Source organism: Pseudoxanthomonas daejeonensis (genome assembly GCF_022637495.1).
Lineage (GTDB): Bacteria > Pseudomonadota > Gammaproteobacteria > Xanthomonadales > Xanthomonadaceae > Pseudoxanthomonas > Pseudoxanthomonas daejeonensis.
Window position 1 is genome coordinate 2,613,333 of sequence record NZ_CP093331.1, and the last position, 25,140, is coordinate 2,638,472.

Genomic DNA, 25,140 nt, shown 5'->3' on the forward strand with positions numbered 1-25,140 from the left:
CAGGAAAGAGACATGCGCCGTACGAAAACGATGGTCACGCTGCTGGCCGCTGCGCTTGGCGGATGCGCGACGGGAGCGGGCGGCCTGGCGGATGTGTCGCCGCGCCCGGCCGAGCGACCCGAGTGCCAGGTGGCGCCGGCGAACCAGCCTGCGCCCGAAGCCCTGCTCGACAGCTCCGCCTACCAGCGTTGCCACCCGGGCGACCGCCTGGAGCGGTCGTCCGGCGGCAGCGCTCCCATCAGGCCCGGGTTCGGCGATCGGCACGATGAGTGACGCGGCACCGGTCATGCAGGTGCGCCTGGACGTGTGGCTGTGGGCGGCACGCTTCTTCAGGACGCGCAGCCTCGCCCGTCAGGCGGTCGACACCGGCAAGGTCGACGTGGCCGGGCAACGGCCCAAGGCTTCGCGCCTGCTGCGCATCGGCGAAGCGGTGCAGGTCACCCGCGGCGAAGAGACCTTCGACGTGGTGGTGCGTGGACTGAGCGATGCGCGGGGCCCGGCGCCGGTGGCGCAGGCCCTGTACGAGGAAACCGAAGCGTCACGGGCGCGCCGCGAGCAGCAGCGGCTGCAGCGTGCCGCGATGCGCGACGGCTACCGTCCACCGGAGCACAAGCCGGACAAGCGCGCGCGGCGCCTGATCCAGGCCCTCGGCGATATCGACGCCTCCTGAGCCGGTCGCGCGCTGTGTCAGCGCTGCCCGCCGAACAGCCCCATCCCGAGCTTGAGCAGGTCGCCTGCGTCCACGTCGCCGTCGCCATCCTGGTCGAGCAGCGCGTCCAGCGCGCCGCCGCCGGCCTGCTGGCGGACCTGGCTGCGCTCCTGCCCGAGCAACTGGCCCAGGCCGCCGGCATCCAGGCCCTGGCCCGTGCTGCGCTTGGCCAGGAACGACATCACGATCGGGGCGAGCACCGCCAGCAACTGCATCGCCTGGCCGCTGCCCAGGCCGGTGGCCTGGCCCAGGCCCTGCGCCGCCCGCGGCTGGCCGCCGCCGAGGATGTGGCCGAGGATCGCCGATCCGTCGGTCTGCCGGCTGCCGCCACCGCCCAGCACCGCGCCGAGCAGGCCGCCGAGGTCCGGGCCGCCGGCGTGGTCGCGCTGCAGCGCGCCGAACAGGGCCTCGGCGCCTTGCGGCTGCGCACTGTTGCGGCCGAGCGCGCCGAGCAGGAGCGGCAGCGCGGCGGCGACCGCATTGCCGGTCTGCGCCGGGTCGGTGCCGAGCTGGCGCGAGATCTGCTGGATCGGCGCGCCCTGCAACTGGGCGAACAGGTCCTGGGTGAGCAGGGGCTGCGGATTCATGGCGGTCTCCTTTCCCGGTGCGGGAGGTCACGATACGCCTCTCCGGGCACAGGGGCGCGCGGCTGGCCGTGACCGGGCGCCAACGGTGCGGACACCCGCGCGGCTGCGGCACCCGCTTCCCGGGCTCGCAATAGAAACGGCCCGGCAGGTGCCGGGCCGTGGGTCTTGCAGCGGGTGCGTCGTCTAGCGCAGGTCGAAGCGGTCCAGCTCCATCACCTTGTGCCAGGCGGCCACGAAGTCACGCACCAGCTTCGCCTTGCCGTCTTCGCTCGCGTACACCTCGGCGAGCGCGCGCAGCACCGCGTTGGACCCGAACACCAGGTCCACCCGGCTGGCGGTCCACCTGAGCTGTCCGTTGCCGCGGTCGCTGCCCTCGTAGGTGTCGCGTCCGGTGGCCTTCCACGTCGTGCCCATGTCCAGCAGGTTGCGGAAGAAGTCGTTGCTCAGCACGCCCGGCCGGTCGGTGAACACCCCCTGCTGGCTGCCGTCATGGTTGGCACCCAGCACGCGCAGGCCGCCGACCAGCGCGGTCATCTCCGGCGCGGTCAGGGTCAGCAGCTGGGCACGGTCGACCAGCAGGTGCTCGGCCGGCACCGCCGAACCGCCCTCGAGGTAGTTGCGGAACCCGTCGGCGAACGGTTCCAGCAGGTCGAAGGATTCGACGTCGGTCTGGTCCTGCCGCGCATCGGTGCGGCCCGGCGAGAACGGCACGCTGACGCTGCTGCCGGCGGCCTTCGCGGCCTGCTCCACGCCCACGCCGCCGGCCAGCACGACCAGGTCGGCCAGCGAGACCTTCTTGCCGCCACTGGCGTCGATGTTGAAGTCGGCCTGGATGCGCCGCAGCGCCTTGAGCACCTTCTCCAGCTGCGCCGGGTTGTTGACCGCCCAGTCCTTCTGCGGGGCAAGTGCGATGCGCGCGCCGTTGGCGCCGCCACGCTTGTCGCCGCCGCGGAAGGTCGACGCCGACGCCCACGCGGTGGACACCAGTTCGGCCACCGACAGGCCGGCATCGGCGATCTTCTTCTTGAGTGCATCGACGTCGGCCGCTTCGACCAGCGGATGGTCCACGGCCGGCACCGGGTCCTGCCAGATCAGCTCTTCCTTCGGCACTTCCGGGCCGAGGTAGCGCGCGCGCGGACCCATGTCGCGGTGGGTCAGCTTGAACCACGCGCGGGCGAAGGCATCGGCGAAGGCCTGCGGGTTTTCGAGGAAACGCCTGGAGATCGGCCCGTAGATGGGATCGAAGCGCAGCGACAGGTCGGTGGTGAGCATCTTCGGGCGGTGCTTCTTCGAGGGGTCGTGCGCATCGGGAATGATGTCGCCCGCGCCCTTGGCCACCCATTGCTGCGCGCCGGCCGGCGACTTCTCCAGCTCCCACTCGAAGCCGAACAGGTTCTCGAAGAAGTTGTTGCTCCACAGCGCCGGGGTCTTGGTCCAGGTGACTTCCAGGCCCGAGGTGATCGTGTCGCCGCCCTTGCCGCTGCCGTGGCGGTTGTGCCAGCCGAAACCCTGCTGCTCCAGTTCGGCCGCTTCGGGCTCGACGCCGACGTTCTCGGCACTGGCCGCGCCGTGGGTCTTGCCGAACGAGTGGCCGCCGGCGATCAGCGCCACGGTTTCCTCGTCGTCCATGGCCATGCGCGCGAAGGTGTCGCGGATGTCCTTGGCCGCCAGCAACGGATCGGGATTGCCGTCCGGGCCTTCCGGATTCACGTAGATCAGGCCCATCTGCACCGCCGCGAGCGGGTTCTCCAGGTCGCGGGTGTGCTTGACCATGCTGTCGTCGTCCTTGACCAACACGCCGTGCTTGTCGTCCACGCCGGGCGAGCCGCGCGAGTAGCGCTCGTCGCCGCCCAGCCACTTGGTCTCGCGGCCCCAGTACACGTCCAGGTCCGGCTCCCAGGTGTCCTCGCGGCCGGCGCCGAAGCCGAACGTGCGGAAGCCCATCGTCTCCAGCGCGACGTTGCCGGCCAGCTGCATCAGGTCCGCCCAGGAGATCTTCTGCCCGTACTTCTGCTTGACCGGCCACAGCAGGCGGCGCGCCTTGTCCAGGCTGACGTTGTCGGGCCAGCTGTTGAGCGGGGCGAAGCGCTGCTGGCCGCGACCGCCGCCGCCGCGGCCATCACCGATGCGGTAGGTACCGGCGCTGTGCCAGGCCATGCGGATCATCAGTCCGCCGTAGTGGCCGAAGTCGGCCGGCCACCAGTCCTGCGAATCGGTCATCAGCGCGCGCAGGTCCTTCTTCAGCTCGTGGTAGTCGAGCTTGCCGAATTCGGCCGCGTAATCGAAATCCTCGCCCAGCGGGTTGGAGCGCGAGGAGTGCTGGTTGAGCAGGTCCAGGCGCAGCTGGTTGGGCCACCAGTGGCGGTTGCTCGTGCCGCTGCCGGCGGCAGCGTGGTCGAACGGGCACTTCTTTTCGGTGGACATGGATTCAGCCTCGGGTCGAATGCGGCCGGCGCCTGCCAGTGCGGACGCGGCCAGCGGGATGGAGATCGGGTGGGGCGTGGATGAAGCGGGCGGAACGGTCAGCCCGGAGGCGGACCGCCGCATTCGGCGGCAGGGAGAGGCGTGCGGCGGATCGTGCGATCGGACGGCTTGCTCATGTGGGCTCCTCCTTCAGGCCGTGAACGCGTGTCGAGGGACAGCGTAGGCGGGGGCAGCGATCAATAGAAATTGTTTATTGCGCACGCTTTGATAGCGACAAGCTATGGCTGCTGCAAAGTCCGTGATAGTGCCGCGCCAGCCTACGCCGGTCCCCCGGGCGGGTCCAAGGTGTGGATGCCGACGGTCCCGAAACCGTAAAGGCATCGTGCCGGGGCAACGCGCGACCGGACCCTGCCGGCCGCGCGTGGGACGCACTGAGGGCCGCTGGCTCACTCCGGCCGCGGCGTGCTGGCGGTGCTTGCCGGCAGCACCGGGTTGGCGACCTGCGGCTGGCGTCCGCTGAGGGTGCCGAGGAAGCGGGTGATCGCCTCCACTTCGCTCGCGTCCAGTTCGTGGCCGAGCTGGCTGCTGCCCATGATCGCCACCGCCTGGCGCAGGTCCCAGACCTGGCCGCTGTGGAAGTAGGGCGCGGTGAGCGCGACGTTGCGCAGCGGCGCGGCGCGGAACACGTACTCGTCCGAGGCGGTCTGGGTCACCGCGAAGCGGCCCTTGTCGCCGGCCGGCAGCACCTGCGCGCCGGGCCGTTCGACCACGCCGAACGGGTAGTAGGCCTGGCCGCCGATGTTGGCGCCGGAGTGGCAGGCGCTGCAGCCCTTGTCGACGAACAGCGACAGGCCGCGCAACTCGGTCGCATCGAGGCTGTCGGCACCGGCGAGGAAGCGGTCGAAGCGCGAATCGGGCGTGACCAGCGTGGTCTCGAACGCTTCCAGCGCGCGGGCCATGTTCTCGAAGTTCACCGGCTCGCGTTCGCCGGGGAACGCCTTGCCGAATGCATCCACGTAGCCCGGGATGCTGCGCAGCGTTGCTTCCACCCGCTCGGGCGTGTTGTTCATCTCCACGCTGGCCTGCACCGGTCCCTTCGCCTGTTCCTTCAGGTCGGCGGCTCGCCCGTCCCAGAACTGGGCGATGTTGAGCACCGCGTTGAGCACCGTGGGCGAGTTGCGCGGACCCTTCTGCCAGCCATGGCCGATCGAGGTGGGGACGTTGTCGGCGCCGCCGGTGGCCACGTTGTGGCAGGTGTTGCAGCTGATCACGTGGCTGCGCGACAGGCGCGGCTCGAACCACAGCGACTTGCCCAGTTCCACCTGTGCGGCGGTGATCGCCTGTCCGCGCACGGTTTCGATTGTTGCCGGGACCGGCGCGAAAAGCGCGTTGGCCGTCTCGCGCAGCACCGTCGGATCCGCGGCGGGCGTGGCGGGGGTGGCGGCCTGCAGCGTGGCGCAGGAAAGGGCGAGGGCGGCGGCGAGGGCGTGGGAGCGATGGCGCATCGTGGGGGTCTCCGGTGGTTCGTCACGACCACTTATCGCCTGTGTCCCCGGTTGCCGCATTGACTGCGATCAACCTGCGCCCGCGGCTATGCTGGACGCCCGTCGTGCCAGGCCCGCCTTCCGGATGACCACCCGCGCCACGCGCCTGTTGCGCATGCTCGACGAACTGCGCCAGCGCCGCGGCCCGGTCCGCGGCGCGCAACTGGCCACGCGCCTGGGCGTGAGCCTGCGCACGGTCTATCGCGACATCGACGCGTTGCGCGCGCAGGGCGCGGTGATCGACGGCGATCCCGGCGTCGGCTACCGGCTGCGACCCGGCTTCGTGTTGCCGCCGATGATGTTCCAGGCCGAGGAGCTGGAGGCGCTGGTACTGGGGATGCGCTGGGTCGCCTCGCACGCGGACCCGGAGCTGGCCGCGTCGGCCGGCCGCGCGCTGGACCGGATCACCGGCGTGTTGCCGGAGCGGCTGCGCCTGCAGGTCGAGACCAGCGGCCTGTTCGCGCCGGACTGGAGCCCGGTACCACCGGAGCCGTGGCTGCCGGTGCTGCGCCGGGCGATCCGCGACGGCAACGCGGTGCGGATGCGCTACCGCGACAGCGAGGGACGCGACAGCGAGCGGGTGGTGTGGCCGTTCGCGATGGCCTTCCTCGCCGACATGCGCCTGCTCGCCGCCTGGTGCGAGTCGCGCGCCGACTTCCGCCATTTCCGCGCCGATCGGGTGCTGGCGCTGGAGGACACCGGCCGCCGCTATCCGGAACCGCGCCACCGGCTGATCCGGCGCTGGGAGGAGCAGCGGCTGCGCCGGCATCGCGGCTGACGCCGGCCGGGTGCGGACAGTCGCCGCCGTTCGCGGGGACCGGTGCGCCGGTATCCACTCGACCACCGGTTCGGCGGCGGGGCGTGCGCAGGTTCCACGCGCGCGTGCGTGGAACTGCCCGCGCCTGCGTGATTTCGATACGACCGCGCATGGAAAACAGGGAAGCGCCGGTATTTTCCATGCGGCTTTGCATGGAAATCAGTGACGCGCGAGTATTTTCCATGCGCACGCGCATCGAAATCAGTGGCGCGCCAGTATTTTCCATACGGCGATGCATGGAAAACACTCGTGCGCCAGTTCGAAACACTCGCGCGCCAGTTCCAGATACTCGTGCGCCAGTTCCAGACACTCACGCACCGGTTCCAGGCACTCGCGCGCCAGTTCGAAACACTGACGCGCCAGTTCCAGCCACCCGGGCTCCGGTTCCAGATACCCGCCCACCGCCCTCACCGGGATGCCCGAAGGCCCTCACGGACCTCCTCCAGTGCCGGCATGCCGCCCATCCGCTGCTGACATCCCCTGTCAGCAGGGACGGCGCACACTGCCGGCTCCTTCCAGTGACGGAGCCGCCATGAGCAAGACGCTGACGTTCTATACCCACCCCATGTCCCGCGCCCGCATCGCGCGCTGGATGCTGGAGGAGACCGGCCTGCCTTACGAGGAAGTCGTGCTCGACTTCGGCACCACGATGAAGTCGGCGGAGTACCTGGCGGTCAATCCAATGGGCAAGGTGCCGGCGCTGCGCCACGGCGACACCGTGGTCACCGAGAACGCGGCGGTGTGCGCCTACCTGGCCGAGCTGGTGCCGGAGAAGGGCCTGGCGCCGCCGGCCGGTTCGCCGGAGCGCGGCGATTACTACCGCTGGCTGTTCTTCCTGGCCGGCCCGGTCGAGGCGATGTTCACGGCCAAGCATGCCGGTGCGTTCGCCGCGCCGATGAACGCCGGCTACGGCAGCGAGGCCGACGTGCTGTGCGTGCTCGAGCAGGCCGTGGCCGGCCGCGAACACCTGGTCGGCAACCGCTTCACCACCGCCGACCTGTTCATGGCCGCGTTCCTCGGCTACTACATGATGATCGGGCTGCTGGAGAAGAAGCCGGCGTTCGTGGACTTCGCAAGCCGCCACGGGCAACGGCCGGCCGCGGTCGCCGCGAACGCGCGCGACGATGCGCTGGTGCCGGCGCATCCGCATCCGGCGATGGCCGGCGCCAACCCCGCCGAAATGGAGTGAGCGACATGGAAAAGACCTACCACGGCAGCTGCCACTGCGGCGCGGTCCGTTACCGGGCCACCCTCGACCTGGCCGCCGGCACCGGCAAGTGCAACTGCACCTACTGCAGCAAGCTCCGCAACTGGAGCGCCACGGCGAAGGACTTCGAGCTGCTGCAGGGCGAGGACGCGCTCGGCGATTACGGCAAGGACTGGGGCGAGGGCAACATCCACCACCGCTTCTGCAGCCGCTGCGGGATCAACCTGTACGGGCACGGCTTCATCGCCGAAGCCGGCGGCGCGTTCCTCTCTGTGCAGGTCAACACGCTGGACGATGCCAGCATCGACGAGCTGGTCTCCGGCCCGGTGCAGTACGCGGACGGCCGCAACGACAACTGGATGAATCCGCCGGCGGACGCGCGCGCGATGTGAGCGCTGGTCGGGCCATGGAGGGCCCGTCCGGATGGATTCCATGTCCGCTATCGACCCTTAGCAGGACATCCGTGGCGGCTCCCAAATAGATCAGTTGACCGGCGTAGCCTCGGGAAAAGCCGAGTGCCTTCGAGCATTCCAGTCTGAGGCCAGTACTGGTCTAACGGCCAGATTCGCGCCCGTATGCCGGTGAACTAGCGCGCACTCCTTCCGACAAACGGACGTCCGAGGCCGTGCGCATTACTCGTTGGTCCGTGCATCAGTCGCGCGCGTCGGAATGTCTCGGCACTTTCCGTACTCAGCCGCCCATTCTCTACAAATCGGTCGCATCGCAAACGGAGCGAGACCATGCCGCAGGTTGACTTCATTCAAGACGTCGATGGGTTTGCGTTCGCGAACAGGTGGACATTCGACGAGCGCGAGAAGAATGAGATCGCTAGTATCGTCAAGGACGCATTGCCGATCGCCGCCGCTGCGCTGACGCCCATCGTGATGGCGGCGTCGCCAATGATTGCGCCCGTCGCCGGGATCGCGCTCGGTCCGGTCATCCCGCTGATCGCGGCTGCAGGTCCGTTCCTGTTCCTGGCCGCGCCCAAGATCTCGGAGATGATCGTGGAAGCTGTGGTCGGTCAGATCGCAAAGGGCAGCGGCAAGGACAACCTCTGCGGAGGAATGACGGCTGCCGCCCTGGACTACCATCGCCTGGGCTGGTTGCCGCCGCGAGGCGAGGCCAACCCGGTGTATGACGCCAACGATCCGACGTCCGTGCAAAGTTGGCTGCGGCAGCGAATGTGGAATGGACAGTTGGAGAGTCACCTCGACAACACGCCGCGCGTCGTAATTTGGAAAGCCGTCGCGAGTGTCTTCGGTGACTGGGGACATGACTGGCTACGGGACAGAACCCGGGAGGAGCTTGCGAAGATATGGGCCGAGTTGTCGGCGGGCACTGCCGTTCCGATCGGACTGGTCTGGAACTACGGCGACGCCGTCGGGCATATCGTGGTGGGATATGCGCTTGAGCGCTACGGAGCAGATCAGTACGCGCTGACCGTCTACGACAACGAACATCCCGATGCGCCGCGGATCTTCGACATCGACCTTGCGCAAAGTCCGGCGATGATCATGGATCGCCAAGGTCGTGGATGCGATGGGGTCTTTCTCGCCCAGGTCAGGCCTAAGGTGCCGCCGCCTGCGATTGTGCTATCGCAATCGCTCGCGATCACGCCAGACGACTATCTGGTGGAGGGTGAATCGCTGCAGGCAGTGTTCGAGATGCGCAATTCTGGATTCGGACAAGCGCCGGATGTCGCTGGCGCCATCGCCTCGACGAGCGGACAGATCGTGGCGCCGCCGGCGGCCAGACAATTGCCGATGGTGTCGGATCCGGCGACGCCGCCCGGAACGCCGCCCGACGAAGTCGAGACGATCCCGCAGCTGTCGCCGCTTGCTGTCGACGACGAGTATGCGGTCAGCGTGCAGAGTACGACAGTGGCTGCTGGCGCTTACCAATTGGAACCGGTCGTGATGGCGGGTTCGGTGCTGCTCGGCAGGCGCGTCGTCCGTAAGCTGCCAAATCAGAATGGAGGTAATGCGGTGGCGGCTCCGCTGCGCGTCAACCCACGCTTGGGAATCAGGCCGCGTCGCGAGGCAACGGGATTCGGTTGCGCGAGGATGGTGATCGGAGGGGAATCGTTGACGCTCGATGTAGGCCTGATGTCAGTCTCCGGTCGCGGCGTGCACTTGATCGTCTGGTCGGTGACCGGGGCATTCTCGATGACTGCCTTGGGGCCAACGCTAGTAATCCCGGCATTGCCTATGTATCCCGCCAATTGCGACGTCATGGTGAAAGTAGAGCTGACGGACGGCACCGAGACCTACGGTACGACGAATGTATTTGGCGTTACGGCGGCCACGGCGGAGCGTGTCAAACGCATCTGTGAGTTGGCGCACGTTATCCAGCGCATTCCCTTGACCCGGATCCCTCTGGATCCATTGATAAACCCCGTGCGTTCGCGCGCCGTGGTATCGCACGGGAAGGGAATGCCGGAAGCAGGGCGCATTGCAGCCGAATTGCAGAAGGCGCTGGAGCCATTTGCTCGAATGCCGCCGCAACGGTAGTGGTACCCAGCGCCGTGACGCGTGGCAACGTCGGTACGTACGGGCCCGCGAAGTCCGGGGCCGACTATTTCTACGCCGCCGGCCTGGAGTACCGGGTGTGGCTGCATCCGGAGAAATGGGCCAAGCCCATGGTCGGGAGCAGGTATTACTTCGTAACCTTCGAACGTACGAGCCGGCGCTTTCGTTTTTCCGATCGACGTCCGGTGCTGAGTTGCTCCTGGCCCTGGTCCGCCAGCGCGAATCGATCAACGAGCCGAGCCCGGGCATGTTCGAGTGAGTGAAAGGGGGGCGGATCACAGAATGGCGGGTCGAGTGGCTTGCCAGCGGTCATCGCGAGCCGCACAGCATTCGACCTTCCTATCCGAGCGCGGCGCGCCAATGTCTGCTTCTGGCCGGGAGCGGAAGTTCCAGCTGAGCCAACCTTCAGGTCCACTTCCGGCCTGAAGTGGACATGCGCCTGCAGGGAGATCCGACGGTCTGGACCCATGCGTGTCGGAGCAGCTCCGTAGGCGCGATGGCGTGCGGTGTCCGCAGCGGCGCCTACAGCAGCGACTTCAGCCGGTACAGCGCTTCCAGCGCCTGCTTGGGCGTCAGTTCGTCCGGATCCAGCGCGGCGAGGGCTTCCTGCGCGGCGGAAGGCGCGGCCGCGAACAGGCCGAACTGCTGCGGCGCGTCCAACGCCTGCGGGGCCATTTCCGACGCATGCGATTCGCGGCCGCGCTGCTCGAGTTCGGCGAGGCGACGGCGCGCCTGCTGCAGCGTCGTCTTCGGCAGGCCGGCCAGTGCGGCCACCTGCAGGCCGAAGCTGCGGTCGGCCGCGCCGTCCTTGACCGCGTGCATGAACACCAGCGTCTCCTCGCCTTTCTTGTCGCGATGCTCGACCGCGTCCAGGTGCACGTTGGCGATACCGCTGTCGGGCGTGGCCAGCGCGGTCAGTTCGAAGTAGTGCGTGGCGAACAGCGTCCAGCAGCGGTTGACCGCCGCCAGGTGGCGGGCGACCGCGTCGGCCAGGGCCAGGCCGTCGTAGGTCGAGGTGCCGCGGCCGATCTCGTCCATCAGCACCAGCGAGTGCGCGGTGGCGTGGTGGAGGATGTAGCTGGTCTCGGCCATCTCGACCATGAAGGTCGACTGGCCGCGGGCGAGGTCGTCGCCCGCGCCGATGCGGGTGAGGATGCGGTCGATCGGGCCGATCTGCGCGCGCGAGGCCGGCACGAAGCTGCCGATGTGCGCCAGCAAAACGATCAGCGCGTTCTGGCGCATGTAGGTGCTCTTGCCGCCCATGTTCGGGCCGGTGATCACCAGCATGCGCCGCGGCGGCATGTCGGGATTGTCATCGGCCTCGGCGTGCAGGATCAGGTCGTTGGGTTCGAACGGTTCCTCGCGCACCGCCTCGACCACCGGATGGCGGCCGCGTTCGATGCGCAGGCAGGGTGCTTCGACCAGTTCCGGGCGCGCCCAGTCCAGCGCCTGCGCGCGTTCGGCGAAGCCGGCCAGCACGTCCAGTTCGCTGAGCGCGGCGGCGCAGCGCTTGAGCGGTTCGAGCACGCCGTTGAGCGAATCCAGCAGCGCTTCGTACAGGAACTTCTCGCGTGACAGCGAACGGTCGCGCGCCGACAGCACCTTGTCCTCGAACGCCTTCAGTTCCTCGGTGATGTAGCGCTCGGCGCCGGTCAGGGTCTGGCGGCGGGTGTAGTGCACCGGCGCCTTGTCGGCCTGGCCCTTGCTGATCTCGATGTAGTAGCCGTGCACGCGGTTGTAGCCGACCTTGAGGGTCGCAATCCCGCTGCTCTCGCGCTCGCGCGCTTCCAGGTCGACCAGGAACTGGTCGGCGTGGGTGGAAAGCCGGCGCAGCTCGTCGAGCTCGGCGTCGTGGCCCTCGGCGATCACCCCGCCGTCGGCCAGCTTGAGCGGCGGTTGCGGATTCACTGCGCCGGCGAGCAGCTGCGCGGTGGCGTCGTGCTGGCCCATCTCCGCGGCCAGGGCCTGCAGCCGCGGCGAATCCAGCGGCGCAAGCTGCGCGCGCAGTTCCGGCAGCATCGCCAGGCCGCCGCGCAGCGTGGACAGGTCGCGCGGCCGCGCCGAGCGCAGGGCCACGCGGGTGAGGATGCGTTCGAGGTCGCCCAGGCCGCGGAAGGCGTCGCGCAGTCCGCTGTCGCCACCGCTGCCGGCCAGGGTGGCCACCGCATGGTGGCGTCCGCCCAGCACGGCGCGATCGCGCAGCGGCCGGTGCAGCCAGCGCCGCAGCAGGCGCCCGCCCATCGGGGTGATGGTCGAGTCGAGCACGCCCAGCAGCGTGTGCCGGGTATCGCCATCCACGCGGGTGTCCAGTTCCAGGTGGCGACGCGTGGCCGCGTTCATCGCGATCGCATCGGCCGAAGTCTCCAGGGCGATGGCGGTCAGGTGCGGCAGTTGCTGCTTCTGGGTCTCCTCGACGTAGCCGAGCAGGGCGCCGGCGGCGGCCACCGCCAGCGGCTTGTCCTCGATGCCGAAGCCGGTGAGGTCGTGCAGGCCGAAGAAGCGCAGCAGCTGGCGGCGGCCGCTGTCCGGATCGAACAGCCACGGCGGGCGGCGACGCAGGGCGCCGGCGCTCATCGGCGGCAGGCCTTCCTCGTCGGGTACCAGCAGTTCGGCCGGTTCCAGCCGCGCCAGTTCGGCGAGCAGCTGGTCGTCGTTCTCGACCTGGTTGACCAGGAAACGGCCGCCGGCCAGGTCGGCCCAGGCCAGGCCATAGCCCGAGCGCCCGCGCGACACGGCCATCAGCAGGGTGTCGCGGCGCTCGTCCAGCAACGCCTCGTCGGTCACCGTGCCGGGAGTAACAATTCGCACCACCTTGCGCTCGACCAGGCCCTTGGCCAGCGCCGGGTCGCCGATCTGTTCGCAGATCGCCACCGATTCGCCCAGCGCGACCAGCCGCGCCAGGTAGCCCTCGTAGGCGTGCACCGGCACGCCGGCCATCGGGATCGGCGCGCCACCGGAACTGCCGCGCTGGGTCAGGGTGATGTCGAGCAGGCGCGCGGCCTTGCGCGCGTCGTCGTAGAACAGCTCGTAGAAGTCGCCCATGCGGAAGAACAGCAGCAGGTCCGGATAGTCGGACTTGGCCGCGAAGAACTGCTTCATCAGCGGCGTGTGTTCGGGGGCTGCTGCGGACGTGTCGACGGGCTTGGCCATTGCTGCGGCGGTGGGGCAGGGCCGCCGATTGTAATGGCCTGCGCGCGCCGGCGGCCTGGCGGCGGCGCGGTGGAGGTCGGTGGCAGTGGTGCGCGCAAGCCCCGATCCGTGGCGTCCGGCAGGGTCGTGCCGCCGCCGGTCGCGTTAGGATCGGGCTTTCCGATCCATGCAGGAGTCCACATGCCCATCCGCCGTTCCGCTTGCCTGCTGCTGCTCGCCGCCGGCCACGCCTTCGCTGCCGGCGCCGCCACCGACCCGCACCAGCTGGCCCGCGAGGCCGTCATCGTCGACACCCACATCGATGCGCCCGGCGAACTGATGGATGGCTGGAGGGACCTGGGCGAGCTCACGCCCGATCGCGAGTTCGACTACCCGCGCGCGCGCGAAGGCGGGCTGGACGTGGCCTTCATGTCGATCTACACCTCCCCCGGGGAGGACCGCGCAGGCACCGCGCGCGGCATCGCGCACAAGCAGATCGACGCGGTCGAGGCGATGGTCGGCCGGCACCCGGACCGTTTCGCCCTGCTGGACTCGCCCGGCGACGTCGACCGCCTGCGCGCCGACGGCCACGTGCTGCTGGCGCTGGGCATGGAGAACGGCGCGCCCCTGGGCGACGACCTGGCCGAGCTGGCCCGCTTCCATGCGCGCGGCGTGCGCTACATCACCCTGGCCCACAGCGAGAGCAACCGGATCAGCGATTCGTCCTACGGCCTCCAGCGCCAGTGGCAGGGACTGAGCCCGTTCGGCCGGAAGGTGGTCGCCGAGATGAACCGGCTCGGGATCATGGTCGACGTCTCGCACCTGTCCGACGACGCGGTGCGCCAGGCGGTCGAGCTGAGCACGGTGCCGGTGATCGCCAGCCATTCGGGCTTCCGCCACTTCACCCCGGGCTTCGAGCGCAACCTCAGCGACGAGCTGGCCAAGGCGATCGCGGCCCGCGGCGGCGTGGTCCAGGTCACCTTCGGCAGCGCCTTCGTCAATCCGCAGATGGCCGCCGATACCCAGGCCTATTTCCAGGCCGACGCCGAGCTGGAGAAGCGCAATGCCGCCGCGCGTGCCGCCGGCCGGCCGGAAGAAGACGAGGCCGCGTTCAACAAGGAGTGGAAGCGCACGCACCCGCCGCGTCCGACCGCGATCGAGGCGGTGGTCGACCACATCGACCACGGGGTCAAGCTGGTCGGCATCGACCACATCGGCCTGGGCTCGGACTTCGATGGCGTGTCGGGCAACCTGCCCGAGGGCCTGCGCACCGTCGCCGACTATCCCAACCTGATCGCCGCCCTGCAGGCGCGCGGCTATTCGGACGCGGACCTGAAGAAGATCCTGGGGGGCAACCTGCTGCGCGTGTGGTCGGCGGTCGAGGCAGGGAGCGCGCGGTCGAAGGATTGAGCGCGGGTCGCGGCGCGGGGATGTAATAGTTTCCAGGCAGGCCCGACCGGATAGTGCAAGGCATGGACCACGACCACGATCACGATCACCACGATGGTGCCGACCGCCATCCCGGCGACTCGCGCGAGCGCGCGCATGGACATGCGCACGGCCACGCCGGCCACCACCACGGGCCAGGCGGCCACACCCACGTGCCCTCGGAGATCCGCTTCGAACGGCCGTTGTGGTGGGCGCTCGGGCTTACCGCGACCGTGCTGGTGGCCGAGGTGGTCGGCGCCTGGCTGACCAACAGCCTGGCACTGCTCTCCGATGCCGCGCACATGGCCACCGATACCCTGGCCCTGGCGATCGCCCTGGTCGCGGTACGGCTGGCGCGCAGGCCGCCGGACGCGAAGCGGACCTACGGCTATGTCCGCTTCGAGGCGCTGGGCGCGCTGGCCAATGGTTCGATGCTGTTCGTGCTGGCCGGCTACATCCTGTGGGAAGCCTGGCACCGGTTCCGCGCCCCCATGCCGGTCGCGAGCGCGGGCATGCTGGTGGTGGCGTTGCTCGGCCTGGCCTGCAATCTCGTCTCGATGCGCCTGCTGCAGGCGGGCAGCGGGCAGAGCCTCAACGTCAAGGGCGCCTACCTGGAGGTCTGGAGCGACATGCTCGGCTCCCTGGCCGTGATCGTGGCGGCGCTGGTGATCCGCTTCACCGGCTGGCTGTGGGTCGACCCCTTGCTGGCGGTCATGATCGGCCTGTGGGTGCTGCCGCGGACCTGGGTGCTGGTGCGCGAGGCACTGAACGTGCTGATGGAAGGCGTACCCCCGGGAGTGGACCTCGCCGCCGTGCGCGCGGACCTGGAAGCGCATGCGCAGGTGACGGGCATGCACGACCTGCACGTGTGGGCGCTTGCATCGCGCACCCCGGCGATGACCGCGCACGTGGTCCTCGCCGAAGGCGCGGAAGGGGCTGCCGTCCGCCGCGAGCTGGAGCAGATGCTCGAGCAGCGCCACCGGATCGTGCACGTGACCCTGCAGATGGAAGCCGCGGGCGAGGATCACTGCGGCGGCACCAACTGTGACCGCAGTCACGCCTGAGTGAACTCGGCAATGCCGTGAGCCAAGGCCTCCATTCTTAATCGGCCTTCTGCGTATCGCCGCACCGCAAAATGCGCTATTTGTGAAGCGGGTTTAACGTCCGGGTGTGGATACCGGTCCGAATGGTCCGGTTCCGCCGCCTGACGAGCGCACCGGCGTTACCGCAGAAAGAGAACATCCGCCATCAAATTACCCTGGGGAGGGAACCATGGCCTGCGCAACCTTTAAGCACACTGGACTGGCGATCGCCGTGGTCGCCGCGTTGTCGGCCATTCCTGCCGCACGCGGCCAGTCGGCCGCCACGCCGGCGCCATCGGCCGAAGAGCCGGTGACGCTCTCGACCATGACCGTGACGGCGCAGAAGCGCGAACAGGCACTGCAGGAAGTGCCGATCACGGTGAACGTGCTCAGCGAACAGCTGCTGCAGGACACCGGCGTGCGCGACATCAAGGACATGCAGGTGCTGGTGCCGGGCCTGACCGTGACCAGCACGCAGAGCGCGGCGCAGACCGTGGCCCGCATCCGCGGCATCGGCACGGTGGGCGACAACGCCGGCCTGGAATCGTCGGTGGGCATCGTCGTCGACGGCGTCTACCGCGCGCGCAACAGCGTCGGCTTCACCGACCTGGGCGAGCTGGAGCGGATCGAAGTGCTGAAGGGCCCGCAGGGCACCGTCTTCGGCAAGAACACATCGGCGGGCGTGATCAACGTCATCACCCGCCGCCCGAGCTACACGCAGAGTGCCGAAGGCGAAGTGACCCTCGGCAACTACGGCGCGCTCGGCCTGGCCGGCGCGTACAACGATGCGCTCGGCGAGAAGACCGCGCTGCGCATCTACGCGGCCCAGCGCACGCGCGACGGCGTCGACGACGTGCGCATCGCCAACGGCCCGCGCAACCGGACCGACGACGGCGACCAGAACATGCACACCCTGCGCGGCCAGCTGCTGTGGGAGCCGTCGGACAATGTCGAGGTCGTGTTCGCCGCCGACTACACCAGCCGCGAGGAGAACTGCTGCGTCACCGTCACCACCGTGCGTGGTCCGACCGCGGCCATCCTCAATGCGCTCACCCCCGGTGGCGAGGCGGTGATCCCGGTCGCCGACCCGGACCGTCGCCTGGCCTACAGCAACCGCAGCACCGAGCAGGACATCAAGGACAAGGGCATCCAGGCCGAGGTGAACTGGACCACGCCGTGGGCCAATGAAGCGGTGCTGACCTCCATCACCGCCTCGCGCGAGTGGCAGGCGATCAACGGGCTCGACTTCGACTACAGCGCCGCCGACGTGCTGTACCGCGCGCCGGACGAGGACGAGTCGCTGACGAAGTTCAAGACCTTCAGCCAGGAATTCCGCCTGACCGGGTCCAGCGAAAGCATCGACTGGATGGTCGGCCTGTTCTATTCGAACGAGGACCTGGACCGCAACGAGACCTACCGTTACGGCCGCGCCTACGAGCCGTACCTGTCGACTGCGCTGATCGGCCAGATCAACCCGGCGCTGGCCTTGCGCCCGGATGCGCCGCTGTTCCTGTCGCAGGCCACCGGCCGTCCGTTCGGCACGCTGTTCCCGGGCCTGGCCACGCTCGACACCTACAAGCAGAACGCCGAAAGCACCGCGATCTTCACCAACAACACCTGGCACGCCACCGACGCGTTCGACGTCACCGTCGGCCTGCGCTACACCAACGAAAAGAAGACGCTGGAGTCCAACTACACCAACCCCAACGGCAGCCTGGCCTGCGCCTCGTACTTCCTGCCCAACGGCCAGGTCAACCCGGCGGCATTGCAGCGCATCGGCGCGGCGCTGGTCTCGCGCGGCGTGCCGGCCGCCGCGGTGCCGACCATCGCGCCGCAGGTGATCGGCTTCACCTGCCTGCCGTGGGCGAACGTGGCCCACAACGGCCGCGCCACCGACCAGGAGCGTTCGGAGAAGGAGTGGTCCGGCACCTTGAAGCTGGCCTACAGCTTCAGCGATGACGTGATGGCCTACGGTTCGTACGCGCGCGGCTACAAGGCGGGCGGCTTCAACCTCGACCGCGTGCAGTCCTCCAACGGCCTGTCCAGCGGCACCCAGGGCATCCTGCCGGTGGACGACACCTCGTTCCCGGGCGAGTTCGTCGACAGCTTCGAGCTGGGCACCAAGACCACCTGGGCCGGCGGCAACCTGCTGTTGAACGCGGCGTTGTTCTACCAGGAGTACACCGACTTCCAGCTCAACAGCTTCCTGGGCACCAGCTTCGTGGTCCGTTCGATCCCGAAGGTGACCTCGCAGGGCCTGGATGCGGAAATGCTCTGGAACACCGGCATCGACGGCCTGTCGATGCAGGCGGGCCTGGTCTATGCCGATACCCAGTACGGCGACGACGTGCTGCCCGACGCGGGCCTGGTGCTGCTGCCGGGCAGCCAGATGAGCTTCGCGCCGAAGTGGTCGGGCAATGCCAACGTCACCTACGAATGGGACATGGGCTCTCGCCTGGTCGGCCGCTTCAACATCGGCGCCAAGTACATGTCCGAGTACAACACCGGTTCGGACCTGGATCCGGAGAAGCTGCAGGACGCCTACACCCTGGTCAATGCGCGCATCGGCCTCGGCGATGTGAACCAGCGCTGGACGCTGGAGCTGTGGGGCCAGAACCTCACCGACGAGACCTACAAGCAGGTGGGCATCGACGCGCCGATCCAGACCGGTTCGTGGAACGCCTTCCTGGGTTCGCCGCGGCTGTACGGTGTGACCCTGCGCGTTCGCTACTGATCGCGCGGGCAGGGATGGACAGGGAGGGGTCGCCATGGCGGCCCCTCTTTTTTGTCCGGGGCGCCTTGGCGCTCCTTTATTTGCCCCGGCCGTCCTGGCGGCCCCTTTCTCTTGCCCGGGGCGCTTCGGCGCTCCGTGTTCTTTGCGGGTCAGCGAGCGCAGGGCCGGGCAGGTGGCTGGTGCACCGGTGCGAATGCCCCTGGAGGCGAATGTCCCCCGGCGACGGCCTGCGGCCATCGCCTCCTCCTTGATTTCGCCTCCAGGGGCATTCGCACCGGTGAGCGGAGGTGTGCGGCGGTTACAGGGCGAAAGCTGTCGTGGCTGGGGGCGTGCGCGGGTGGCACAGGGGCGGTTGCCAGCGGCCTGCGGGCAGACAGGGGGGAGCGTTTGGGCTAAAACGTCCGCATCCCCCCAAGCGCCTCCCCACATGCCGATTCCTTCCGATGCGCAGCTGCGCGAACAGGCCGATGCCCTCGGCAAGCGGTTGCGTGCCGTCCGCGAACACCTGGTCACGGCCGAAAGCTGCACCGGCGGCTGGATCGCCAAGAGCCTGACCGACATCGCCGGCTCCTCGGACTGGTTCGACTGCGGGATGGTGGTCTACAGCTACGAGGCCAAGCAGGGCCTGCTCGGCGTGCGTCCGCAGACGCTGGAGGAACACGGCGCGGTCAGCCGCGAGACGGCGATCGAGATGGTCTCCGGTGCGCTGGTCCATTCCGGCGCCAGCGTGGCCGTGGCGGTCACCGGCATCGCCGGTCCGGGCGGCGGCAGCGAGGACAAGCCGGTGGGCACGGTTTGGATCGCCTGGAAGCGACGCGGCGGTTATGCGCGCGCGCAGGTGTTCCATTTCGAGGGTGACCGCGAAGCGGTCCGGCGGCAGACGGTGGGCCAGGCGCTGGCCGGGATCGCGGAGCTGTTGCCGTGAGCCGCGCGGGCCGTCTCGCCCGGTCGCGGAGTACGCACTGATGTGGGAGACCCTCGGCACCGTCCGCGACCTGGGCAGGCTGCAGCAGATCGCATCGGTCCTGGTCGGTTACGGCTTCGGCGACATGGTCCGGCGCATCGGCCTGGCCGGCGCGCTGGAACGCGCCGGGCGCCTGCTGCACTGGCAGGATCCGCAGGCGATGGCGCACATGGCCCCACCCGAGCGCGTGCGCCGCGCGCTGGAGGACCTGGGCCCGACCTTCGTCAAGCTCGGCCAGGTGCTGGCCACGCGCGTGGACCTGTTCCCGCCGGAGTGGATCGGCGAACTGGGCAAGCTGCAGAACGCGGTGCCGCCGCTGCCGTTCGAGCGGGTGCGCGCGCAGCTGGTCGAAGACCTGGGGGCGGAACCGGAAGCGGTGTTCGCGCAGCTCGATGAAACGCCACTGGCCGCCGCCTCGCTCGCGCAGACCCATCGCGCCTGGCTGGTCGATGGCACCGCCGTCGTCCTGAAGATCCGGCGGCCCGGCATCCGCGACACCGTGGAAGCGGACCTGCGCCTGCTGGCGCGACTGGCCGAGATCGTCGAGGCGCAGGCGCCGGACCTGCAGCGCTACCGCCCGCGCGAAGTGGTGCAGCAGTTCGCGCAGTCGCTGCGCCGCGAGCTGGATTTCGCCGCCGAATGCCGCAACGCCGAGCGCATCGCGGCCAATTTCGCCGGCCATGAGGAGATCGTGGTGCCGCGCGTGCACTGGCAGTGGACCAGCGAGCGGCTCAACGTGCAGGACTTCGTCGCCGGCATTCCCGGCCCGGACCTGGCCGCGGTCGACGCATCGGGAATGGATCGTAAGCACCTGGCCCAGGTCGGCGCCGGCATCGTGCTGAAGATGGTGCTGGAGGACGGTTTCTTCCACGCCGACCCGCACCCGGGGAACATCTTCTACCTGTCCGGCGAACGCATCGGGGTGATCGACTTCGGCATGGTCGGGCGCGTGTCCGAGCAGCGCCGCTTCCAGATCGTGCAGCTGCTGCACGGCCTGGTCGAGCGCGAGGCGCAGGCGGTGACCGACGTGCTGCTGGAGTGGGGCGAGGGCGCGGGCGAGGCCGACGAGACGCGCCTGCAGGCCGACATCGGCGCCTTCGTCGACCAGTACCGCGGGGTGCCGCTGAAGGACCTGCGGATGGGCGCGATGCTGCTGGACGTGACCACGATCCTGCGCGACCACGGCCTGAGCCTGCCGCCGGACCTGGCGCTGATGATCAAGGCATTCCTGACCCTGGAGGGCTTCGGTCGCCAGCTGGACCCGGACTTCGACATGGCCGGCGCCGCGCGTCCGTACGTGGAGAAGGTGATGCTGGCGCGCTGGTCGCCGCGCGCGCTGCTGCGCCGCGGACGCCGTGGCGCGATCGACGCGCTGGAGCTGGCCGGCGACCTGCCGCGCGAACTGCGCCGGCTGCTGCGCGCCGCGCGACGCGGGCGCCTGAACATGCAGATCGAGGTGACCTCGCTGAAAGCCTTCGGCGAGCAGGTCGATCGCGCCGCCAACCGGCTGACGATGGGCGTGGTCACCGCCGCGCTGGTGATCGGCTCGTCGATCGTGATGAACAGCGCCGGCGGCGGCGTCCCCAGCCGCTGGCTGCTCGGGCTGGGCGTGGCCGGCTTCATCGGCGCCGCGCTGACCGGGTTGTGGATCCTGCTGTCGATCTGGCGCAGCGGGCGGCGCTGAGCTCAGTCGCCGTCCGGACGATATTCGAGCAGGTCGCCAGGCTGGCACTCAAGCGCCTTGCAGATCGCCTCCAGCGTGCCGAAGCGCACGCCCTTGACGTGCCCCTGCTTGAGCAGCGAGAGGTTGGTCTCGCTGATGCCGATCGCGTCGGCCAGGTCTTTCGACTTCATCTTGCGCCGCGCCAGCATCACGTCGAGGTTGACGATGATCGGCATCAGACGAAGCTCTCGCTTTCGGTCTTCAGGATCAACGCCTGTTGGATGATGCGTTGAAGCAGGGTGAGTCCGATCAGTCCGAGGATCCCGAAATACAGGGGGCCGGCGCTGAAATCGAGATCGACGAAGTTCCTGAACTCGAGGGTCGAGGTCTTTGAAAGCCAGCAGTCGGTCAGCACTTGTGCAGTGAACGACAGCGCGATCGACATCGCCAAGCATGGCCAGCGCAGGTTACCCAGGGAACGCGCGGTGCGGTCGCCAAGGGGTGAGGCGCTGGAAAGGTGGGTGCCCAGGCGGCGGACGAATTCCAAAGATGCCGCCGCGACGGCGGTCTTGATCATGCCGAGCAGGTTGAGCGATGCGAATTCGCCCCGTAGGTAGGCGTGCCGCATGAACTCCACGGGTTGCATGCCTGTTACCGGCTCCTGAATCCAATAGAGAACCCAGGGGACCCGCACCAGCGAGTAGACGAGCGCGATCTGGCCGAGGTGGCAAGGATCGAAACGATCCGTCCGCATTTGCGGATGTACTGCCCGTTGATGATGTAAGTCCTGGTGTCCATAGGCTCGCTGGTGATTGGAAAGGGTGCCCCGGTTCGTCAGGGGGCTGGCTTCATCCGGCGCAGATGCGTCGGTGCAAATCGAATTGCGCGCGCCGGGGCAGGCCGGCAGAGAGAGGCAGGTCTGGGTTGATGTCGATGGCGTCGGTCCGCGCCCTTGCCGTCGCCAGCTGCGGCCTCCAGCAGTGCATCGGGGTACACCAGGTTTGGCATCAGACGAAGGCCTCGTTCTCACAGGCAACCGCCACGGCGCGCGCGATCAACAGCGCGATGCACCAGGCCGTGACGATCGCCACGATGGTGGGCAGCAATCCGTTCGTGTTGATGTTCAGCGAGGTCTCGACTTCGTATCGATTCCAGGCAAGCAGGAGCAAAGCGGAGGCCGCGGCCTGGAACAGCGCCCAGGCAGCCAGGGCCCAAGTGAGATGGCGGAAGGCGGCGCCGGTCGCGGGAGAGATCACTGGGTGCGCGCACAGACGCCAGCCCAGTTCCGCAACTGCGAACCAGGGCAGAAGGCTTCCGAGCGTCCCCACCGCGAGCGCGGCGATTGCGATCGTGCGTGCGGCGGGGTGGCCGGCGAGCCCGACATAGTCGTTGGAGAGGAGGCCGACCTCGAGTACGGGGGGCTGGAGGTCCCCGGCTGCGATGAAAAAGATCGAAGAGGCCACATCGAACACGGAACCGAGCAGGCCAGCGAGTGCCAGGCACGTCAGGATGAGTCCGAAACCGAGGTGCGACGACCGAGTCATTCATTCATCTCGTTGAATAATTTATGTGAAACATAAATTACATCGAGTGATCATTTCAAGAGCTTGTGGGCTGTCTTCGTTAGTAGTATTACTACTAACCATGGACCTGACCGATACCCAGCAAGCCATCCTTGCCCTGATCGCCGAGCGGATCGAAGCGGAGGGCATGCCGCCTTCGCAGGCCGAAATCGCCCGCGCCTTCGGCTTCAAGGGCGTGCGCGCGGCGCAGTACCACCTGGAGGCGCTGGAAGCGGCGGGGGCGATCGAGCGTCTGCCCGGCCGCGCCCGCGGCATCCGGGTCAAGGTCGCACCGCTGCCGCCACAGGCCCGACTGGCGCTGCCGCCGGCCATGAACGACGACGCGCTGCGCCTGCCGGTGCTGGGCCGGGTCGCTGCCGGCACTCCGATCGGCGCCGATGTGCCGGCCGACATGGCCGAGAGCTTCCTGGTGCTGGACCGGGTGCTGTTCTCACCCTCGCCGGACTACCTGCTCAAGGTGCAGGGCGATTCGATGCGCGACGAGGGGATCTTCGACGGCGACCTGATCGGCGTGCACCGCACCCGCGACGCACGTTCGGGCCAGATCGTGGTGGCGCGGGTGGACGAGGAGATCACGGTCAAGCTGCTGAAGATCGGCAAGGACCGCATCCGCCTGCTGCCGCGCAACCCGGACTACGCCCCGATCGAGGTTCTGCCCGACCAGGACTTCGCCATCGAGGGGCTGTACTGCGGCCTGGTCCGGCCGAACCGCTGATGCCGGTTTTCTCTCACGGCGGGGCATTTTCCGACACCCGGCCGCGGCCTGCGGCGATGGTCCCGGACTGGCGGCAAGACTAATTTCGATCCCGTCGCCCGACGTCGCAGCCTGTGCGACCGGGCCACCCCAGACTTCGCAACACACCACTGACACCCGAGGACGACCCCGATGGACGAGAACAAGAAGCGCGCACTTGCAGCAGCCCTGAGCCAGATCGACAAGCAGTTCGGCAAGGGTTCGGTGATGCGCATGGGCGACAAGGTCATCGAACCGGTGGAAATCATCCCTACCGGCTCGCTGATGCTGGACATCGCCCTGGGCATCGGCGGCCTGCCGCGCGGGCGGGTGGTCGAGATCTACGGCCCGGAGTCGTCGGGCAAGACCACGCTGACCTTGCAGGCCATCGCCCAGTGCCAGAAGCGCGGCGGTACCGCGGCGTTCATCGATGCCGAGCACGCGCTGGACCCGATCTACGCTGCCAAGCTGGGCGTCCAGGTCGATGATCTGCTGCTGTCGCAGCCCGACACCGGCGAGCAGGCCCTGGAGATCGCCGACATGCTGGTGCGCTCGGGCTCGGTCGACATCGTCGTGGTCGACTCGGTCGCCGCGCTGACCCCGAAAGCCGAGATCGAAGGCGAGATGGGCGACCAGCTGCCGGGCCTGCAGGCCCGTCTGATGAGCCAGGCGCTGCGCAAGCTGACCGGCAACATCAAGCGCTCCAACACCACCGTGGTCTTCATCAACCAGCTGCGCATGAAGATCGGCGTGATGATGCCGGGCCAGAGCCCGGAAGTGACCACCGGCGGCAATGCGCTGAAGTTCTATGCCTCGGTGCGCCTGGATATCCGCCGCATCGGTGCGATCAAGAAGGGCGACGAGATCATCGGCAACCAGACCAAGATCAAGGTGGTCAAGAACAAGCTGGCGCCCCCGTTCAAGCAGGTGATCACCGAGATCCTGTACGGCGAGGGCATCAGCCGCGAGGGCGAGCTGATCGACATGGGTGTTGAGGCCAAGCTGGTCGAGAAGTCGGGCGCCTGGTACAGCTACGGCACCGAGCGCATCGGCCAGGGCAAGGACAACTCGCGCCAGTACCTGCGCGAGAACCCGCAGGTGGCTGCGAAGCTGGAATCCGAGCTGCGCGAAAAATTCCAGCCGGCCGAAGCGGTGCGCAGCGAAGAGGAAGGCGACGACGAGTAAGCCGGGCGACCGGCAACGGGTGTCCGTTCCCCGGCGGTGCGCTGTCAGTGGCGTGCCGGCGGGGAACGGTCCTTGAAAGCCAGGAGGGCAGGCGCCAGGGACGGCGCACATCTTCCAGCGGAACCATGACCCAGCATTCAAACGACGATTCGCCCCAGGACCACCGGCCGCAGGACGACGAGGGTCAGGTGGGAGCGGCCGAAGCCTCGGCGCCGGCCGGTTCCACGCGGCGCAGGAAGCGACCCGAGCCCACCCCGGTGCAGCGTGCGCTTGGCCTGCTGGTCAGGCGCGAGCATTCGCGCAAGGAGCTGACCCGCAAGCTGGCCGCGCGCGGGGTGGATGCCGGCGAAGCCGCTGCTGCGGTCGAACGCCTGGCCGGCGAGGGCTGGCAGGACGACCGTCGCTTCGCCGAATCGCTGGTCCGGGGCCGCGCGCTTGGCGGCTATGGGCCCTTCTACATACGCGCCGAGCTGGGCACGCATGGCCTGGGTGCCGAAGCCGTCGCCGCCGCATTGGACAGCTACGAAGGCGACTGGGCGGCCAACGCCCGCGACCTGGTCCGCCGCCGCTTCGGCCCCGCGGGCCCAGGCGATCTGCAGCAGCGGCGCAAGGCCGCCGACCTGTTGGCCCGGCGCGGTTTCGATGGCGACAGCATCCGCGCGGCCACGCGCTGGGACCCGGACGACTGAGTCGCGGGTATCCGGACCGGGCCTGCCCCGGACCGTGACTCCCGGCCTCTGCTACCCTTTAGTCCGTCGAAAATCCCGTCCCGCCGGGCCGCCTTGGCGTGTCCCCCGGCCCGGACCTGTCCGCCAGCGAAAGC

The 25,140-nt window shown here is 68.6% G+C and carries 22 protein-coding genes; 14 read left to right on the forward strand and 8 right to left on the reverse strand.

All coding sequences use genetic code 11. From position 1 onward, the window contains the following. The first annotated feature begins 12 nt into the window (after positions 1–12). Together MNQ95_RS11705 and MNQ95_RS11710 are read left to right on the forward strand one after the other, a co-directional pair. Positions 13–273: a hypothetical protein gene (locus MNQ95_RS11705; RefSeq protein WP_241952974.1), complete on the forward strand. Its 261-nt coding sequence runs from the start codon at positions 13–15 to the stop codon at positions 271–273. Further along, positions 266–670, forward strand: a complete 405-nt coding sequence (locus MNQ95_RS11710; RefSeq protein ID WP_241952975.1) for an RNA-binding S4 domain-containing protein — start codon at positions 266–268, stop codon at positions 668–670. Before MNQ95_RS11705 ends, MNQ95_RS11710 begins: the two co-directional genes overlap by 8 nt. A 17-nt stretch (positions 671–687) precedes the next feature. On the opposite strand, the gene MNQ95_RS11715 is transcribed toward MNQ95_RS11710, so the two are convergent. From MNQ95_RS11715 to MNQ95_RS11725, 3 genes are all read right to left on the reverse strand, one after another. Then, a complete protein-coding gene (locus MNQ95_RS11715) occupies positions 688–1,296 on the reverse strand; it encodes a DUF937 domain-containing protein (RefSeq protein WP_162410703.1) in 609 nt (202 codons plus the stop codon). A gap of 183 nt (positions 1,297–1,479) precedes the next feature. After that, positions 1,480–3,720, reverse strand: a complete 2,241-nt coding sequence (gene katG, locus MNQ95_RS11720) for a catalase/peroxidase HPI (RefSeq protein ID WP_241952976.1) — start codon at positions 3,718–3,720, stop codon at positions 1,480–1,482. Between the two features lie 446 nt (positions 3,721–4,166). Then, complete coding sequence (locus MNQ95_RS11725) at positions 4,167–5,225, reverse strand: cytochrome-c peroxidase (RefSeq protein ID WP_241952977.1); 1,059 nt, start codon at positions 5,223–5,225, stop codon at positions 4,167–4,169. Positions 5,226–5,349: 124 nt separating this feature from the next. Between MNQ95_RS11725 and MNQ95_RS11730 the strand changes: the two genes are divergently transcribed. Then, the gene (locus MNQ95_RS11730) at positions 5,350–6,042 is read left to right on the forward strand and encodes a helix-turn-helix transcriptional regulator (RefSeq protein WP_162410700.1); all 693 of its coding nucleotides are present in this window, start codon (positions 5,350–5,352) and stop codon (positions 6,040–6,042) included. A 240-nt stretch (positions 6,043–6,282) separates the two neighbouring features. On the opposite strand, the gene MNQ95_RS11735 is transcribed toward MNQ95_RS11730, so the two are convergent. Then, positions 6,283–6,483, reverse strand: coding sequence for a hypothetical protein (locus tag MNQ95_RS11735; protein ID WP_241952978.1), 201 nt, complete (start codon positions 6,481–6,483; stop codon positions 6,283–6,285). 130 nt (positions 6,484–6,613) lie between these two features. Between MNQ95_RS11735 and MNQ95_RS11740 the strand changes: the two genes are divergently transcribed. From MNQ95_RS11740 to MNQ95_RS11750, 3 genes are all read left to right on the forward strand, one after another. Further along, positions 6,614–7,270 (forward strand): glutathione S-transferase family protein, encoded by a 657-nt coding sequence (locus MNQ95_RS11740; protein ID WP_241952979.1) that lies wholly within the window; start codon positions 6,614–6,616, stop codon positions 7,268–7,270. Between the two features lie 5 nt (positions 7,271–7,275). Then, positions 7,276–7,680 (forward strand): GFA family protein, encoded by a 405-nt coding sequence (locus MNQ95_RS11745; protein WP_241952980.1) that lies wholly within the window; start codon positions 7,276–7,278, stop codon positions 7,678–7,680. A 348-nt stretch (positions 7,681–8,028) separates the two neighbouring features. After that, positions 8,029–9,798, forward strand: coding sequence for a hypothetical protein (locus MNQ95_RS11750; protein WP_241952981.1), 1,770 nt, complete (start codon positions 8,029–8,031; stop codon positions 9,796–9,798). A gap of 540 nt (positions 9,799–10,338) precedes the next feature. On the opposite strand, the gene mutS is transcribed toward MNQ95_RS11750, so the two are convergent. Further along, positions 10,339–12,966, reverse strand: a complete 2,628-nt coding sequence (gene mutS / locus MNQ95_RS11755) for a DNA mismatch repair protein MutS (protein ID WP_241952982.1) — start codon at positions 12,964–12,966, stop codon at positions 10,339–10,341. Positions 12,967–13,146: 180 nt separating this feature from the next. Here mutS and MNQ95_RS11760 point away from each other — a divergent pair, with 180 nt between their 5' ends. The 5 genes from MNQ95_RS11760 (at position 13,147) to ubiB (ending at position 20,837) form a co-directional block, all read left to right on the forward strand. Beyond that, the gene (locus MNQ95_RS11760) at positions 13,147–14,355 is read left to right on the forward strand and encodes a dipeptidase (RefSeq protein WP_241952983.1); all 1,209 of its coding nucleotides are present in this window, start codon (positions 13,147–13,149) and stop codon (positions 14,353–14,355) included. Positions 14,356–14,417: 62 nt separating this feature from the next. Further along, a complete protein-coding gene (locus tag MNQ95_RS11765) occupies positions 14,418–15,437 on the forward strand; it encodes a cation diffusion facilitator family transporter (protein ID WP_162410690.1) in 1,020 nt (339 codons plus the stop codon). A gap of 208 nt (positions 15,438–15,645) precedes the next feature. After that, positions 15,646–18,189: a TonB-dependent receptor gene (locus MNQ95_RS11770; protein ID WP_241952984.1), complete on the forward strand. Its 2,544-nt coding sequence runs from the start codon at positions 15,646–15,648 to the stop codon at positions 18,187–18,189. Between the two features lie 427 nt (positions 18,190–18,616). Then, positions 18,617–19,114 (forward strand): CinA family protein, encoded by a 498-nt coding sequence (locus tag MNQ95_RS11775; RefSeq protein WP_162410688.1) that lies wholly within the window; start codon positions 18,617–18,619, stop codon positions 19,112–19,114. A 40-nt stretch (positions 19,115–19,154) separates the two neighbouring features. Then, the gene (gene ubiB, locus MNQ95_RS11780; protein WP_162410687.1) at positions 19,155–20,837 is read left to right on the forward strand and encodes a 2-polyprenylphenol 6-hydroxylase; all 1,683 of its coding nucleotides are present in this window, start codon (positions 19,155–19,157) and stop codon (positions 20,835–20,837) included. Positions 20,838–20,839: 2 nt separating this feature from the next. On the opposite strand, the gene MNQ95_RS11785 is transcribed toward ubiB, so the two are convergent. From MNQ95_RS11785 to MNQ95_RS11795, 3 genes are all read right to left on the reverse strand, one after another. Continuing rightward, complete coding sequence (locus MNQ95_RS11785; protein ID WP_162410686.1) at positions 20,840–21,052, reverse strand: helix-turn-helix domain-containing protein; 213 nt, start codon at positions 21,050–21,052, stop codon at positions 20,840–20,842. Next, positions 21,052–21,570 carry a hypothetical protein gene (locus tag MNQ95_RS11790; RefSeq protein ID WP_241952985.1) on the reverse strand — a complete coding sequence of 173 codons (519 nt, stop codon included), beginning with the start codon at positions 21,568–21,570 and terminating at the stop codon, positions 21,052–21,054. The genes MNQ95_RS11785 and MNQ95_RS11790 overlap by 1 nt, the downstream gene beginning before the upstream one ends. A gap of 253 nt (positions 21,571–21,823) precedes the next feature. Then, a complete protein-coding gene (locus tag MNQ95_RS11795) occupies positions 21,824–22,360 on the reverse strand; it encodes a hypothetical protein (RefSeq protein ID WP_241952986.1) in 537 nt (178 codons plus the stop codon). A gap of 100 nt (positions 22,361–22,460) precedes the next feature. On the opposite strand from MNQ95_RS11795, the gene lexA reads away from it, so the two are divergent. From lexA to recX, 3 genes are all read left to right on the forward strand, one after another. Next, entirely contained in the window at positions 22,461–23,114 is a 654-nt protein-coding gene (gene lexA / locus MNQ95_RS11800; protein ID WP_162410683.1) for a transcriptional repressor LexA, read from the forward strand. A gap of 171 nt (positions 23,115–23,285) precedes the next feature. Further along, complete coding sequence (gene recA, locus MNQ95_RS11805; protein ID WP_162410682.1) at positions 23,286–24,317, forward strand: recombinase RecA; 1,032 nt, start codon at positions 23,286–23,288, stop codon at positions 24,315–24,317. A 125-nt stretch (positions 24,318–24,442) separates the two neighbouring features. Continuing rightward, entirely contained in the window at positions 24,443–25,006 is a 564-nt protein-coding gene (gene recX / locus MNQ95_RS11810; protein ID WP_162410681.1) for a recombination regulator RecX, read from the forward strand. The last annotated feature ends 134 nt before the right edge of the window (positions 25,007–25,140 follow it).

Excerpts from the sequence above, each read along its gene's own strand:
- MNQ95_RS11795 (WP_241952986.1), bottom strand. The coding sequence starts at position 22,360 with ATGACTCGGTCGTCGCACCTCGGTTTCGGACTCATCCTGACGTGCCTG.
- MNQ95_RS11785 (WP_162410686.1), bottom strand. The coding sequence starts at position 21,052 with ATGCCGATCATCGTCAACCTCGACGTGATGCTGGCGCGGCGCAAGATG.
- MNQ95_RS11740 (WP_241952979.1), top strand. The coding sequence starts at position 6,614 with ATGAGCAAGACGCTGACGTTCTATACCCACCCCATGTCCCGCGCCCGC.
- MNQ95_RS11765 (WP_162410690.1), top strand. The coding sequence starts at position 14,418 with ATGGACCACGACCACGATCACGATCACCACGATGGTGCCGACCGCCAT.
- MNQ95_RS11715 (WP_162410703.1), bottom strand. The coding sequence starts at position 1,296 with ATGAATCCGCAGCCCCTGCTCACCCAGGACCTGTTCGCCCAGTTGCAG.
- recX (WP_162410681.1), top strand. The coding sequence starts at position 24,443 with ATGACCCAGCATTCAAACGACGATTCGCCCCAGGACCACCGGCCGCAG.
- MNQ95_RS11730 (WP_162410700.1), top strand. The coding sequence starts at position 5,350 with ATGACCACCCGCGCCACGCGCCTGTTGCGCATGCTCGACGAACTGCGC.
- MNQ95_RS11760 (WP_241952983.1), top strand. The coding sequence starts at position 13,147 with ATGCCCATCCGCCGTTCCGCTTGCCTGCTGCTGCTCGCCGCCGGCCAC.
- MNQ95_RS11705 (WP_241952974.1), top strand. The coding sequence starts at position 13 with ATGCGCCGTACGAAAACGATGGTCACGCTGCTGGCCGCTGCGCTTGGC.
- recA (WP_162410682.1), top strand. The coding sequence starts at position 23,286 with ATGGACGAGAACAAGAAGCGCGCACTTGCAGCAGCCCTGAGCCAGATC.
- MNQ95_RS11710 (WP_241952975.1), top strand. The coding sequence starts at position 266 with ATGAGTGACGCGGCACCGGTCATGCAGGTGCGCCTGGACGTGTGGCTG.
- MNQ95_RS11745 (WP_241952980.1), top strand. The coding sequence starts at position 7,276 with ATGGAAAAGACCTACCACGGCAGCTGCCACTGCGGCGCGGTCCGTTAC.
- MNQ95_RS11750 (WP_241952981.1), top strand. The coding sequence starts at position 8,029 with ATGCCGCAGGTTGACTTCATTCAAGACGTCGATGGGTTTGCGTTCGCG.
- MNQ95_RS11770 (WP_241952984.1), top strand. The coding sequence starts at position 15,646 with ATGGCCTGCGCAACCTTTAAGCACACTGGACTGGCGATCGCCGTGGTC.
- MNQ95_RS11790 (WP_241952985.1), bottom strand. The coding sequence starts at position 21,570 with ATGCGGACGGATCGTTTCGATCCTTGCCACCTCGGCCAGATCGCGCTC.
- MNQ95_RS11775 (WP_162410688.1), top strand. The coding sequence starts at position 18,617 with ATGCCGATTCCTTCCGATGCGCAGCTGCGCGAACAGGCCGATGCCCTC.
- lexA (WP_162410683.1), top strand. The coding sequence starts at position 22,461 with ATGGACCTGACCGATACCCAGCAAGCCATCCTTGCCCTGATCGCCGAG.
- mutS (WP_241952982.1), bottom strand. The coding sequence starts at position 12,966 with ATGGCCAAGCCCGTCGACACGTCCGCAGCAGCCCCCGAACACACGCCG.
- katG (WP_241952976.1), bottom strand. The coding sequence starts at position 3,720 with ATGTCCACCGAAAAGAAGTGCCCGTTCGACCACGCTGCCGCCGGCAGC.
- ubiB (WP_162410687.1), top strand. The coding sequence starts at position 19,155 with ATGTGGGAGACCCTCGGCACCGTCCGCGACCTGGGCAGGCTGCAGCAG.
- MNQ95_RS11725 (WP_241952977.1), bottom strand. The coding sequence starts at position 5,225 with ATGCGCCATCGCTCCCACGCCCTCGCCGCCGCCCTCGCCCTTTCCTGC.